15 protein-coding genes and 1 pseudogene are annotated in these 12,868 nt (G+C 66.6%); 12 read left to right on the top strand and 4 right to left on the bottom strand.

Annotated elements, in window-relative coordinates; genetic code table 11:
• Window positions 1-3: 3 nt before the first annotated feature.
• The 11 genes and pseudogenes from BQ9890_RS06685 (at window position 4) to BQ9890_RS16710 (ending at window position 8,928) form a co-directional block, all read left to right on the top strand.
• Window positions 4-891 carry a DnaJ C-terminal domain-containing protein gene (locus BQ9890_RS06685; RefSeq protein WP_075890280.1) on the top strand — a complete coding sequence of 296 codons (888 nt, stop codon included), beginning with the start codon at window positions 4-6 and terminating at the stop codon, window positions 889-891.
• Window positions 888-1,199 (top strand): chaperone modulator CbpM, encoded by a 312-nt coding sequence (locus tag BQ9890_RS06690; protein WP_075890282.1) that lies wholly within the window; start codon window positions 888-890, stop codon window positions 1,197-1,199. Before BQ9890_RS06685 ends, BQ9890_RS06690 begins: the two co-directional genes overlap by 4 nt.
• Window positions 1,196-3,817 (top strand): ATP-dependent chaperone ClpB, encoded by a 2,622-nt coding sequence (clpB, locus tag BQ9890_RS06695; RefSeq protein WP_230297857.1) that lies wholly within the window; start codon window positions 1,196-1,198, stop codon window positions 3,815-3,817. Before BQ9890_RS06690 ends, clpB begins: the two co-directional genes overlap by 4 nt.
• Window positions 3,814-4,266 carry a thioredoxin gene (gene trxA / locus BQ9890_RS06700; RefSeq protein ID WP_075890286.1) on the top strand — a complete coding sequence of 151 codons (453 nt, stop codon included), beginning with the start codon at window positions 3,814-3,816 and terminating at the stop codon, window positions 4,264-4,266. The genes clpB and trxA overlap by 4 nt, the downstream gene beginning before the upstream one ends.
• Window positions 4,263-4,523, top strand: a complete 261-nt coding sequence (locus tag BQ9890_RS16860) for a UBP-type zinc finger domain-containing protein (protein ID WP_075890288.1) — start codon at window positions 4,263-4,265, stop codon at window positions 4,521-4,523. The genes trxA and BQ9890_RS16860 overlap by 4 nt, the downstream gene beginning before the upstream one ends.
• Complete coding sequence (locus BQ9890_RS06710) at window positions 4,520-6,232, top strand: FAD-dependent oxidoreductase (protein WP_075890290.1); 1,713 nt, start codon at window positions 4,520-4,522, stop codon at window positions 6,230-6,232. The genes BQ9890_RS16860 and BQ9890_RS06710 overlap by 4 nt, the downstream gene beginning before the upstream one ends.
• Window positions 6,229-7,131 (top strand): alpha/beta fold hydrolase, encoded by a 903-nt coding sequence (locus tag BQ9890_RS06715; RefSeq protein WP_078062282.1) that lies wholly within the window; start codon window positions 6,229-6,231, stop codon window positions 7,129-7,131. Before BQ9890_RS06710 ends, BQ9890_RS06715 begins: the two co-directional genes overlap by 4 nt.
• Before the next feature lie 152 nt (window positions 7,132-7,283).
• Complete coding sequence (locus BQ9890_RS06720) at window positions 7,284-7,727, top strand: Hsp20/alpha crystallin family protein (protein ID WP_230297858.1); 444 nt, start codon at window positions 7,284-7,286, stop codon at window positions 7,725-7,727.
• A 164-nt stretch (window positions 7,728-7,891) separates the two neighbouring features.
• Window positions 7,892-8,419: a YflT domain-containing protein gene (locus BQ9890_RS06725; RefSeq protein WP_075890294.1), complete on the top strand. Its 528-nt coding sequence runs from the start codon at window positions 7,892-7,894 to the stop codon at window positions 8,417-8,419.
• Window positions 8,420-8,534: 115 nt separating this feature from the next.
• Window positions 8,535-8,759, top strand: a pseudogene (locus tag BQ9890_RS15850) (IS3-like element ISMyma3 family transposase); the annotation flags it as partial.
• A gap of 25 nt (window positions 8,760-8,784) precedes the next feature.
• Window positions 8,785-8,928: a recombinase zinc beta ribbon domain-containing protein gene (locus BQ9890_RS16710; protein WP_326844912.1), complete on the top strand. Its 144-nt coding sequence runs from the start codon at window positions 8,785-8,787 to the stop codon at window positions 8,926-8,928.
• Window positions 8,929-8,938: 10 nt separating this feature from the next.
• On the opposite strand, the gene BQ9890_RS06735 is transcribed toward BQ9890_RS16710, so the two are convergent.
• From BQ9890_RS06735 to BQ9890_RS06755, 4 genes are all read right to left on the bottom strand, one after another.
• Window positions 8,939-9,538 (bottom strand): IS5 family transposase, encoded by a 600-nt coding sequence (locus tag BQ9890_RS06735; protein WP_078062284.1) that lies wholly within the window; start codon window positions 9,536-9,538, stop codon window positions 8,939-8,941.
• Window positions 9,432-10,370, bottom strand: a complete 939-nt coding sequence (locus BQ9890_RS16865) for an IS5 family transposase (protein WP_456047835.1) — start codon at window positions 10,368-10,370, stop codon at window positions 9,432-9,434. The genes BQ9890_RS06735 and BQ9890_RS16865 overlap by 107 nt, the downstream gene beginning before the upstream one ends.
• A gap of 144 nt (window positions 10,371-10,514) precedes the next feature.
• Window positions 10,515-11,708 (bottom strand): diacylglycerol/lipid kinase family protein, encoded by a 1,194-nt coding sequence (locus BQ9890_RS06750; RefSeq protein WP_456047830.1) that lies wholly within the window; start codon window positions 11,706-11,708, stop codon window positions 10,515-10,517.
• A complete protein-coding gene (locus BQ9890_RS06755; protein WP_075890300.1) occupies window positions 11,602-12,018 on the bottom strand; it encodes an IS5 family transposase in 417 nt (138 codons plus the stop codon). The genes BQ9890_RS06750 and BQ9890_RS06755 overlap by 107 nt, the downstream gene beginning before the upstream one ends.
• A gap of 425 nt (window positions 12,019-12,443) precedes the next feature.
• Here BQ9890_RS06755 and BQ9890_RS06765 point away from each other — a divergent pair.
• On the top strand, window positions 12,444-12,868 hold a 425-nt coding region (locus BQ9890_RS06765), incomplete at its 3' end, for a transposase (RefSeq protein WP_143226265.1).

Consider the following 12,868-nt stretch of genomic DNA (forward strand, 5'->3'; position numbering starts at 1 on the left):
GAGATGGCGGAGGATCTCTACAGCGTGCTGGGGGTCTCCCGGTCGGCGGATCAGAAGGAGATCCGCCGCGCCTACCGGGAGAAGGCCCGCAAGTTCCACCCGGACGTCAACAAGACCCCGGGGGCGGAGGATACCTTCAAACGGATCAGTGAAGCCCACGATGTGCTGTCGGACCCGGAAACCCGCGCGCAGTACGACCGGTTCGGTGAGAACTTCCGGCAGTACGCCGCCGCGGACGCGGCTCGCTCCTCCGAGCAGCCGCGCCGCAGCGGCGGCACCCGATACACGTGGAGCGGGGGCGGCGCGCAGAGCGTGAACTGGGAGGACCTCTTCGGGGGCGGCTTCGGTGGTTTCGGTCGCGGCGCCGACCACACCGCGGAGCTGGAGATCACCGTCGAGGAGGCCTACCGGGGCGGGCGGCGCACCGTGCAGGTCGCGTCCCCGTACGGCGGCGCGCAGGAGTACACCATCGACATCCCGGCGGGCGCTGTCGACGGGCAGCGGCTGCGGATCGCGGGCGCAGGCGGAGCGGGCGCCGACGGACAGGACGGGGACCTGCTGGTCACGCTGCGCGTGAAGGACAGTAAGCGGTACCGGCTCAGCGGCGCGGACATCGAAACGGACCTTCCCATCTCACCGTGGGAGGCGGCGCTGGGCGCGGATGTCAGCGTGCCCACCCCCGGCGGCCCGGTCACCGTGCACGTTCCGCCCGGCTCGTCCACTGGCAGGCGGCTCCGCCTGCGCGGGCAGGGGATGCCCCGCAGAGGACAGCCGGGAGACCTGTATGCCCGGGTGAAGGTCGTCGTTCCCCGCACTCTCAGCAAGAAGGAGAAGGAGCTGTTCGAACAGCTCCGCGACGAATCGTCGTTTGATGCCAGGAGAGGATCATGACCTCACATCACCTGCCCGTCCGTGTCGCCCGGGCCGACCTGGCGGCGACCGCGGTTGCCGCAGGCATCCACCCGGATACACTGCGGAAGTTCGTCGAGCTGGGGCTGGTCACCGCCCACGTAGACACCAGCGGCCGGCTGTGGTTCCCCCGTACCGTCCCCGACCGCGTGCACACCATCGTGCGTCTGCACTCCGATCTTGCAGTGAACTACGCCGGCATCGCACTCGTGCTCGACCTGCTCGCCCGCATCGAGCAGCTCGAGCAGCACCGGACCATCCGACTCGAAGGAGACACCCCATGGACATGAACTCACTCACTCAGAAGTCGCAGGAAGCGCTCACCTCCGCCCAGAGCATCGCGGTCCAGGCCGGTCAGACCGAAACGGACGAGGAGCATCTCCTGCTCGCACTGCTGCAGCAGGAGGAGGGGCTGATTCCCCGACTGCTGCAGACAGCGGGTGCGGACGTGGAAGCGGTACGCGCCGACGTCGAAGCGGAGATCGCCCGCAAGCCCAGAGTCTCCGGATCCTCCCCGCAGACCGGTCAGGTGTACGTGAGCCGCAGCCTCACCTCCACCCTGGAACGGGCGGAGCAGGAGGCAAAGCGGCTGAAAGACTCCTACATCTCCGTGGAGCATCTCGTTCTGGCCCTCTCCGACGACTCCTCCAACCGTGCCGCGTCCCGCGTGCTGCGCGCGCACGGCGTCACCCGGGAGAGCTTCCTCAGCGCGCTCACCAAGATCCGCGGCAACCAGCACGTCAACTCCGCCACCCCCGAACAGACCTACGAGGCGCTGGAGAAGTACGGCCGTGACCTGGTCGCTGACGCCCGGTTGGGCAAGCTCGACCCGGTCATCGGGCGTGATGCGGAGATCCGCCGGGTCATCCAGATCCTCTCCCGCAAGACCAAGAACAACCCCGTCCTCATCGGCGAGCCCGGTGTCGGAAAGACCGCCATCGTGGAGGGCCTTGCCCAGCGGATCTTGCGTGAGGACGTGCCGGAGGGCCTTCGCGACAAGACCGTGTTCTCGCTGGACCTGTCGGCCCTGGTCGCCGGCGCCAAGTACCGGGGCGAGTTCGAGGAGCGGATGAAGGCGGTCCTGGCGGAGGTGAAAGCAGCGGAGGGACGCATCCTGCTGTTCATCGACGAGTTGCACACCCTGGTGGGAGCGGGAGCCACCGAAGGGGCGATGGACGCCGGCAACATGCTCAAGCCGATGCTCGCCCGCGGGGAGTTGCACCTCATCGGTGCCACCACCCTCGATGAGTACCGCAAGCACATCGAGAAGGACGCTGCCCTGGAACGCCGGTTCCAGACGGTGATGGTCGAGGAGCCTGACGTGGAGGACGCGATCTCCATCCTCCGCGGCCTGCGCGAACGGCTGGAGGTCTTCCACGGTGTCCGCATCCAGGACAGCGCGCTGGTCGCTGCCGTTGTGCTGTCGCATCGGTACATCTCCGACCGGTTCCTGCCCGACAAGGCCATCGACCTCATCGATGAAGCCTGCGCGCGATTGCGAACTGAGATCGACTCGATGCCCGCTGAGCTGGACGAGCTGACCCGGCGGGTGACCCGCCTGGAGATCGAGGAGGCGGCGCTGTCGAAGGAAACGGACACTGCCAGCAAGAACCGGCTGGAGGAGCTGCGCCGGGAACTGACCGACCTGAAGGCGGAGGCGGACTCCAAGCGCGCCCAGTGGGAGGCGGAGCGTCAAGCGATCCGCAAGGTCCAGGAGCTGCGCGGTGAGCTGGAGCGGCTGCGGCGGGAGGCGGAGGAGGCTGAGCGCTCCTACGACCTCAATCGTGCTGCTGAACTGCGGTACGGGGCTATCGCTGACCTGGAACGACGCCTGCAGGCCGAGGAGGAGCGTCTCGCCTCCAAACAAGGCCGGCAGCGGCTGCTGCGGGAGGTGGTCACCGAGGACGAGATCGCCGAGATCGTCGCAGCGTGGACGGGGATCCCTGTGGCCCGGCTGCAGGAGGGTGAGCGCACCAAGATCCTCAACCTGGACGCCACCCTCAAGGAGCGGGTGGTCGGTCAGGATGAGGCCATCAAGCTCGTCAGCGACGCGATTATCCGTGCCCGCTCCGGCATCCGCGACCCGCGCCGACCCATCGGCTCGTTCATCTTCCTCGGCCCCACCGGAGTGGGAAAGACGGAACTGGCCAAAGCGCTCGCGCAAGCACTGTTCGACAGCGAGTCGGCAATGGTCCGGCTGGACATGAGCGAATACCAGGAACGTCACACCGTCAGCCGGCTCGTCGGTGCACCTCCCGGGTATGTCGGGTACGACGAGGGCGGGCAGCTGACCGAGGCGGTGCGCCGCCACCCGTACAGCGTGGTCCTTTTCGACGAGATCGAGAAAGCGCACCCGGACGTGTTCAACACGCTGCTGCAGGTCCTCGACGACGGCCGCATCACCGACAGCCAGGGACGCACCGTCGACTTCCGCAACACCATCGTCATCATGACCTCCAACATCGGTGCCCATCACCTGTTGGGCTCCGATGGCGGCGCGATCCCCGACGACGTGCGAAACAAGGTGCTCGGTGAGTTGCGCGCCCACTTCCGTCCCGAGTTCCTCAACCGGGTGGACGACATCGTGGTGTTCTCGCCGCTGGGTCGTGAACAGATCCAGGACATTGTGGAGCTGCAGTTCAACGACCTGCGCTCGCGGCTGGCCGAGCGTCAGATCCGCATCGAGCTGACGCCCGCGGCACGCCAGCTCATCGCTGACCGCGGCTACGACCCCGTGTACGGTGCGCGTCCGCTGCGACGCTACATCAGCCATGAGATCGAGACCCGACTGGGTCGTGCGCTGCTGAGCGGGGAGGTGATGGACGGGTCGACGGTCACGCTGGATGTGCAGGACGGCGACCTCGTCTTCAACATCGCAGCGCCCGTCGAAGAGGAGGACGCGGTGTGAGCGCGGTTGTGACCTGCCCCAACTGCGGGAAGAAGAACCGTGTCCCCGCCGCCGCGTCGGGGTACCCGCGGTGCGGTGTCTGCAAGAGCGCCGTGCCGTGGATCGTCGATGCGGGCGATGCGGACTTCGCCGAGGTGGTCGAGAAGGCCCCGCAAGTGGTGCTCGTGGACTTGTGGGCGACCTGGTGCGGACCGTGCCGGATGGTCAGCCCTGCCCTCGAGAAGGTCGCCACGGAACGTGCCGGCAAGCTCAAGCTGGTGAAAGTGGACGTGGACGCCGCGCCGGAGACCGCCCGCAAGTTCTCCGTCCAGGCGGTGCCGACTCTGCTCATCCTCGACCAAGGGAATGTGCTCTCCCGCCAATCCGGTGCCGCCCTGCCGGACGTGCTGCTGCGCTGGGTGGACCAGGCGCTGCAGAAGAAGGCTGATTCGGCCGGTGCTGCTCGATGAGATATGTCGACCCGCATGTCCCGCTCATCCGCCCGGTCCGTCCTCGGACACCCGGGTCATGTGAGGACTGCGTGGCGGCCGGCACGCCCTGGCTGCACCTGCGGATGTGCCGCACTTGCGGGAAGGTCGGGTGCTGCGATTCGTCCCCGATGCGGCATGCCCGCACGCGTGCGCTCACTGCGGGGCACCCCATCGTGCGGTCGCTGGAGCTGGGGGAGAACTGGAGCTGGTGCTACGTGGACGAAGCGTACCTATGAGTGACACGCCCGCCGCCGGCCGCAGCCAGGTCGCTCAGGCCGGGACGCCTGACACCATCGGCGCCTTCCCGCGGCTCAGCGACGAGCAGATCGCGGTGCTGCTCGTACGAGGGCAGCGCCGCACACTCACCGACGGGGAGGTTCTCATCCAGCCCGGCGAGCACCCGTCCTCCCTCTATGTCGTCCTGGAAGGGCACCTGCTGACGGCGGACACCGAGCTTGCGGCGGATCCGCGTCACTCCGATGTGTCGTTGGCGGTCGGGGTGCACGGCCGCGGCCGGTTCGTGGGAGACGTCGGGCTGCTGGAAGGACAGCCGTCTTTCGTGTTCGTCTCCGCCATCGGCGCCGCCGAGGTGGTGGAGGTGCCCGTCGATGAGCTGGAGGCCATCGTCACCTCGGACCCGCTGTTGGGTGAGATCATCCTGCGGGTCTACCTCATCCGCCGCTCCCTGGCCATCGGGGCGGGAGCGGGCCTGCGGATCGTCGGCTCCTGTTTCTCCCCGCAGACCCGGGATCTGCTGGACTTCATCGCACGAAACCGACTGCCCCACCGGCTGGTGGACCTGGATGAGGACGAGAAGGCGGAGCGGCTGGTCCGCCAGCTCGGCGCCACCGTCGCCGACTTCCCGCTGGTGATCCTCGGCGGCTCGCGCACCGTCCTGGGTGCCACCCCGGCACGGCTTGCCGAAGAGTTGGGGATGCGCCCGCCCGCCCCGCCGGCCACCTGCGATGTGGTGGTCGTCGGCGCTGGGCCGGCTGGTCTTGCCGCGGCGGTGTACGCAGCCTCCGATGGGTTGTCGGTCTACCTGTGCGACGCGGTCGCCACCGGCGGGCAGGCGGGAACGTCAGCGAAGATCGAGAACTATCTGGGGTTTCCCGCCGGAATCTGCGGCACTGAGCTCGCCGACCGCAGCCTCCTGCAAGTGCGCAAGTTCGGTGCCACGTTGGACATCCCGACCACGGTCCGGGAGGTCGTGGAGGATGAGGACCGCTTCCGGGTGATCTTCGAAGATGGCAGGGAGGTCACCTCAGATGTGGTGGTCCTTGCCACCGGGGTGCGATACCGCTCGCTTCCGGCCGCGGGGCTGGACCGGTTCCAGACCTCGAACGTGTTCTACGCGGCAACAGCGCAGGAAGCGCGGATGTGCGTAGACACACCTGTCGCTGTTGTCGGCGGCGGCAACTCGGCCGGCCAGGCCGCGCTGTTTCTTGCCCGCACGTCCTCCCGTGTGCACCTTGTGGTGCGCGCGGCGGACCTGGGAGCGGGAATGTCCAGGTACCTGGTGGACCAGATCCGACATCACCCCCGTATCAACGTGCTGCTGTCCTCTGAGGTCGTGGAAGCACACGGCGGCAACCGTTTGGAAGCGGTCACAGTCCGTCACGGTGACGTGCTGGAGAAGTTCCGCGTGGGGCACGTGTTCGTCTTCGTCGGCGCCGCTCCGGCGACGACGGGATTTAAGGTCGATGTGGCACGCGATCCCGACGGGTACATCCTCACCGGCGCGGGGGCGGAGTTGACCGGCGTGCGGACGGAAGGAAGCCCCCGCTTCTCCTTGGAGACCACCATCCCCGGGGTCTTCGCTATCGGCGATGTGCGGCACGGGTCTGTGAAGCGAATGACCTCGGCTATGGGTGAGGGCGCCAGTGTGGTCCGGCAGATCCACGAGTACCTGAACGAGGGTCGTCACAGTCGGGTCAGCGCATGAGCTCCGACATCCAGGGACACGTGACGCCGCACGCCGCCCCGAACCCGGCAGCCGTGGGTGAACCCGCGGATCCTCCGGGCGCCCAGGCGGGCGTGGCGGGCGCGATCCGCTCGACGTTGCGTCGGATGAGGTGGTTTCGCCGCATGCCGGTGCTGCACATCGCCGAGGAACGCGGCGAGGGCCCGACAGTGCTGCTGCTGCACGGTATCGCCTCCTCATCGGTGACGTTTCACCACGTGATCCCGCTGCTCGAGCGCACCCACCGGTGCATCGCCATCGACCTGCTCGGCTTCGGCAAGTCGCCGGCGCCGGAGTGGGCCGATTACACCCTGGCCGACCATGTCGCCGCTATCGAGCGGACGGTCGCGTCATTGCGGCTGCGGGAGCCGTTCACTGTGGTCGGGCATTCAATGGGCGCCCTCATCGGCGCCCGGTACGCCGCCCGGCGGCAAAAGCGAGTCGCGAAGCTCGTGATGGTCAGCCCACCTATCTATCTGGCACCCCATGAAATCGGGGACGTCATCGAGCGGGCCCGGATGGACTTCTACCTGCGGCTCTACGAGTACCTCCGCACGAACCGGGAGTTCACCCTCCGGCATGCTGCGCTGGTACAGCGGCTGCTGCCCATCCCCAAAGCTGTAGATATCAATGAACGCAACTGGGAGCCATTCGTCAAGTCGTTGCAGCACTCCATCGAGTCACAGACCACGCTCAGCGACATCGCCCATGTCAAAGCCCCCATCGACGTCATCATGGGCGACCTCGACGAGTTCCGCTCCGAAGCCGTGCTGCGCATCGTGGAGCGGATGAGGGGGGTCACCGTCCGGCGTGTACGGGCAACGAACCACCTCATCGGCAAGCGCCTCGCGCGAGTCGTCGCCGAGGCGGTGACAGCATGACGATTTCGCCCAAGAAAGCAGATTCTTGGTACGAGAAACAACCAGATGAAAGGGTCAAGGACCATGGCGCTCTCGTGTGGAGAGTGCTAATTTAAAGGTATCGGGATAGACCCGAGGAGCCGCATACGGAAAGGAAATGATTCATCATCGCATTGTCGTTCGATCCTTTGAGCGAGCTCGACCGCCTCGCGTCCGGCCTGCTTCAGTCCCGTCCGGGACCGCGTGTGATGCCGGTCGACCTGTACCGGGAAGCTGACCGTTACATTCTCACCGCCGACCTGCCCGGGGTCGAACCGGAGTCGATAGACATCGAAGTCGACGGTCAGTTGCTGACTATCCGCGCCCAGCGCACTGCACCCCGCATCGAGGGAGTCAAGTGGCTCGTTCAGGAGCGACCGGCGGGTACCTACCTCCGCCAGTTCAGCATCGGTGAGGGTGTGGACTCGGCAAACATCTCCGCCTCGTACGACAACGGCGTGCTCAGCCTGGTCATCCCGGTCAGCCAGAAAGCCAAGTCGCGCAAGATTCAGGTCCTGAGTCAGCACTCGGCTCAGGAGCAACGCCCGGCCGGAGACCCATCGACGAGCCAAAGCTAGCCAGACGACAAGCCCCACACCGACATAGAACATGATGCCGAACGGTGCAACACCCGTTCTTGCAAGACCGGAAGACGGGCGTGCACCCAGCCTTCTGGTCGTAGCACGGTGGTTCATCCAGTTTTCGCTAAAGTTCATCCAGTTTTCACTAAAGGAGTACGCCCATGACCAACACCGAGGCCCCTCGCAACAACCCTCCGGAACAGGACGCTAGTGAGTTCTCGTCCACCAATGACCCCCGCTGGAAACAAACGATCGCGCGGTTCTCTGACTACGCCAGTGCGCAGGCAGCGGTTGACCGTCTTGCCGACGCCGGCTTCCCTGTGGAACGAGTGGCGATCGTGGGGCTCGACGTTCGTGTTGTCGAGCATGTACTCGGTCGCTTGACAGGAGGAAAGGCTGCGCTACGGGGCGCAGCCGCTGGAGGATGGTTCGGTCTTCTGATAGGCCTGCTGTTCGGGCTGTTCGCCCCCGGATTCGGTTGGCTGGGCATCCTGATCATCTCGGTCGCCTCTGGCGCAGTCTGGGGCGCTTTGCTCTACTTCATTGGATACCTGGCTACGCGCGGCCAACGGGACTTCGACTCACTGAAGACCCTTGAGGCGGCCCACTACGAGGTCCAAGTGGAAGCACCATACGCTGCGGAGGCCGCTCGTCTCCTCGCGGACCAGACCGCCCACCCCGGAGACTGAAAAGGTGTGAAGCGCCCTGAGTCTGATGGAGACTCGCGCTATTTGATTCCCACCTGAATCGGCCTGAGTCGCCCCGGCGTGTCCGGAGACAGGATTCCTTGGAAGGATCTGTCTCATGGGACGTCCCAGTAAGTACCCGCGCGAGCTTCGTGAGCGCGCTGTCCGTATGGTCGCCGAGGTGCGATCCGACTATCCGAGCGAGTACGCCGCGATGATCGCTGTCGCGCAGATGCTCGGTGTCGGGTCGCCCGAAACGATCCGCACCTGGATCCGCAGGCAGCAGGTCGACGCGGGAGACCGGCCCGGGGTCACAACCGACGCGGCGGTGGAGATCAAGCGGGCGTGAGCACTACCTGAAAGGGACGGTGTTCTGTGGGCAGTGCGGCTCGCGGCTACTGGTGTGCAACGCCAAGAGCAGTCAGGGCACGATCTACCCGTACTTCGTGTGCGCGAGCCGGCATGCAGGACGAGGCGACTGCACCCGGCAAGCGATGCTGGCAGGTTCCTAGGCCATGTCTCCTATGTCTTGAGCCATTGGAGGATGGCGTGGAGGACTGTGGCTGAGCGGTAGGTGGTGGCGAGCTTGTCGTATCTGTTGGCCAGTCCCCGCCATTGCTTGACGCTGTTGAAGGACCGCTCGACCACGTTGCGGCCCTTGTAGGCCTCCACATCGAGGCCAGGTGGTCTGCCGCCCTGGGAGCCCTTCTTCTGGCGGGCGGCGATCTCGTTCTTCTTCTGGGGGATCACCATCTTGATGTGGCGGGCACGCAGGTAGCGGCGGTTCACACCTGAGGTGTACCCGCGATCCGCCAAGACCACCTCGGGTGTGGTGCGAGGCCTGCCGGTGGGCCGAGGAACATAGATGTCTTCCAGGGTGTCCTTGAGCATCACGCCATCGTTGCGTTGCCCGCCAGTGACCACCATGGCGAGTGGGAGGCCGTGTCCGTCCACGACCTGGTGGATCTTCGTGGTCAACCCGCCTCGGGACCGACCAACGCCGTGACCTGCGGGTTCATCCTCCCCGGTGGGAGATTTCTTGTAGTTCGATCGCGCCCCCTGTGTCCTGCTCGGGGCGTTTGGTGTTGGTGGCGTGCTGGTGAGCGCGATTGATCGTCGCATCGATGCTGACCGCCCAGTCCACCTCACCTCGCGTGTCCGCCTGGGAGATGACGTGGGAGAGCACATGGTCCCACACGCCTCGGCGTGCATACGAGCGATGCCTCTTCCACACCGTCTGCCACGGCCCGTACTGCTCCCGAGGTAGGTCCCGCCACGGGATCCCCGTGCGATACCGGTAGATGATCCCGTTGACGATCCTCCGGTTGTTGGTGAACGGGCGGCCCTTCCTGCCCTCGTTGGACGGCAGGAGCGGCTCCACCACCGCCCACTGCTCATCCGTCAAGGCCTCAAACCGGGTCAACTCACTCACCTGGCCAGTATCGGGCAAGCCGAACTCCACATATAGGAGACACGCCCTAGNCACCTTGGTGTAGCGCGGCAGGACCTCCTGGGCCCCCCACTGGGCGATGGGGACCACCGGGACACCGGTGTCCAGGGCGAGGCGGGCAGCTCCCGTCTTGGCACGCATGGGCCAGTACTGGGGGTCCCGGGTGAGCGTGCCCTCGACGTAGATCGCCACGCACTCACCGTTGTTGAGGGCCATGCGCGCCGGTGCCAGCGCACCGTCCGGGTGGGGAGACTTCCGGTCGACGGAGACCATCTGCAGACTGCGCAGCACGCTGCCCAGGACCGGCACCTTGAACAGCTCGGACTTCGCCATGAACCGCACGGGATAGCCGTGGGAGACGAGGAAGTAGGCGATGCAGAGGGGATCGAAGTTGGAGATGTGGTTCGGTGTGATGAGGAACCCGCCGTGCCTGGGCAGGTTCTCCAGCCCCGTGACGTGCATGTTCGTCCACACGCGCATGACCGGGGCGACGATGCCCAGCATCACCCGGTAGAACCCCTTGACCGACTTGCTCACGAGGGCCGAGTGTAGCCGGTGGCGCCACCCTCCCGTGGCGTGGTGGGTGCGCGTGGGCGTGGAGGGCGGGAGCGGCGTGCCAGGGCGTCGCGGGTGGCACCGCGACCGACGTCAGATGAGGACGTCCACCACGGCCGGCGCGACGTTGATCCTCAGCGGGATCGTGCCCACCTGGTCACCGTCCGCCATGGCCGGCATCCCCACGGGCTCGGTGACGACCATGTCGTGGACGGGCAGGACCTCGACGGCAGGGTCCTGCGCATCACGCTTGGCCACCACGCGCGCGAGGATCGGGAGCGCGGCACGCAGCAGCATGTGTCCCACGTGGAAGGCCTCCAGCACCCCGTCGAAAGGGTCCGAGGAGGGGACGATCCGGATCCCACCACCGATGCACCCGGAGTTGGACACCGACAGCGCCCACCCGCCCATGTCGTGGGCAACGCCGTCGAGCAGCACCCGGAAGTCTGCCTGGTGGAACCGGATGGGAGCGGCCAGGGCACCGTAGGCATAGGCGAGGGGACCTGAGCGCAGGCGGGACCCGTTGGCGATGATGTTCGCCCAGGCCTCCAGCCCGAAGGAGATCACACCGAGGACCAGACGACGGGGGTCGCCCTCGTCCGCGTCCGCCTCCTGGACCCAGATCCCGTCGAGCCCCCGCAGGCGCTCCGCGGGCAGGTCCGACTGCCCTTCCCCCGCCCCGAGCAGGCCGAGTCCCGCCAGCGAGCGCGCACGCGCCACGGGGTCGGCGCCGGCGCCGATGGCCCGGCACAGGTCGTTGCCGCGACCACCGGGCAGCGGGACGAGGACGCCCCCGGTCCCGGCAAGCCCCTCGGCGACGGCGGAGATGTACCCGTCCCCACCGAGGGCGCCGACGAGGGCAGGACCGGATTCGGGCACGGGCGGACGTGTCCGGGCCGAGGACGGATCGGTCGGGTCACCGCTGGCTCCGTCCCCGAGCCGGTGGGCCACCGAGGTCGGGTCGTCGTCCGGGGTGGTCACGGTGACCTGGACGTCCCAGCCGNGCCTGCCGGTAGGCCGAGGAACATAGATGTCTTCCAGGGTGTCCTTGAGCATCACGCCATCGTTGCGTTGCCCGCCAGTGACCACCATGGCGAGTGGGAGGCCGTGTCCGTCCACGACCTGGTGGATCTTCGTGGTCAACCCGCCTCGGGACCGACCAACGCCGTGACCTGCGGGTTCATCCTCCCCGGTGGGAGATTTCTTGTAGTTCGATCGCGCCCCCTGTGTCCTGCTCGGGGCGTTTGGTGTTGGTGGCGTGCTGGTGAGCGCGATTGATCGTCGCATCGATGCTGACCGCCCAGTCCACCTCACCTCGCGTGTCCGCCTGGGAGATGACGTGGGAGAGCACATGGTCCCACACGCCTCGGCGTGCATACGAGCGATGCCTCTTCCACACCGTCTGCCACGGCCCGTACTGCTCCCGAGGTAGGTCCCGCCACGGGATCCCCGTGCGATACCGGTAGATGATCCCGTTGACGATCCTCCGGTTGTTGGTGAACGGGCGGCCCTTCCTGCCCTCGTTGGACGGCAGGAGCGGCTCCACCACCGCCCACTGCTCATCCGTCAAGGCCTCAAACCGGGTCAACTCACTCACCTGGCCAGTATCGGGCAAGCCGAACTCCACATATAGGAGACACGCCCTAGTTGCGCGATCACGCCTCCGTCGAGCCCGCGTTGTTCGAGCATGTCGACGCGGCGGAGGTCCGCGTTCGGGTAGCGGAGCCCGGCGCGGCGGATGAGGCCTTCGACTTTGGAGTGGGTGAACGCGGCGTGGGCGTCGTCGACGGCGAGCTTGATCCGCTCCTCCTTCTGCCGCGTGATCAGCCACGCGGCAGAAGGAGCCTAGGAAGGTGGCGCCAAACCCGAATACTCGGTGGCGCTCAACGACGCGAACGCGCCCACGAGCAGGTGGCGCTCAACCGCAATACTCGTGGCGCTCAGAGGCTGTTGCATGAATCCGGGGCGTGTCGCATGATTGGGTGCCTCAGTTTCGTGTCGTGACCTGGGATAATCGGGGTTGTGGGGTACAACTTCGTTGGTGTTGATCGTGATCAGCCGTTCTTGTTGCCGCCGTCGCTGACGGACTGGCTGCCACCGGATCATCTGGCGTGGTTCGTGCTGGACGCGGTTGCGGAGCTGGATCTGTCGGAGTTCGTGAAGGCGTATCGGGCGGATGGTCGCGGCGGCGCGGTACATGACCCGTCGATGATGGCCGGGCTGCTGCTGTATGCGTACTGCACCGGGGTGGTGTCGTCCCGCAAGATCGAGGCGGCGTGCCAGGTCGATGTCGCGTTCCGTGTCATCGCTGGCAACTTGGTCCCCGATCACACCACGATCGCGAGGTTCCGCGCGACCCATGCGGACGCGTTGGCGGGTCTGTTCACGCAGGTGCTGGCGATGTGCGCCGAGGCGGGGGTGGGCCAGGGCGGGGCGGTCGCGGGCGG

The organism is Actinomyces provencensis, from assembly GCF_900155435.1.
GTDB lineage: Bacteria > Actinomycetota > Actinomycetes > Actinomycetales > Actinomycetaceae > Pauljensenia > Pauljensenia provencensis.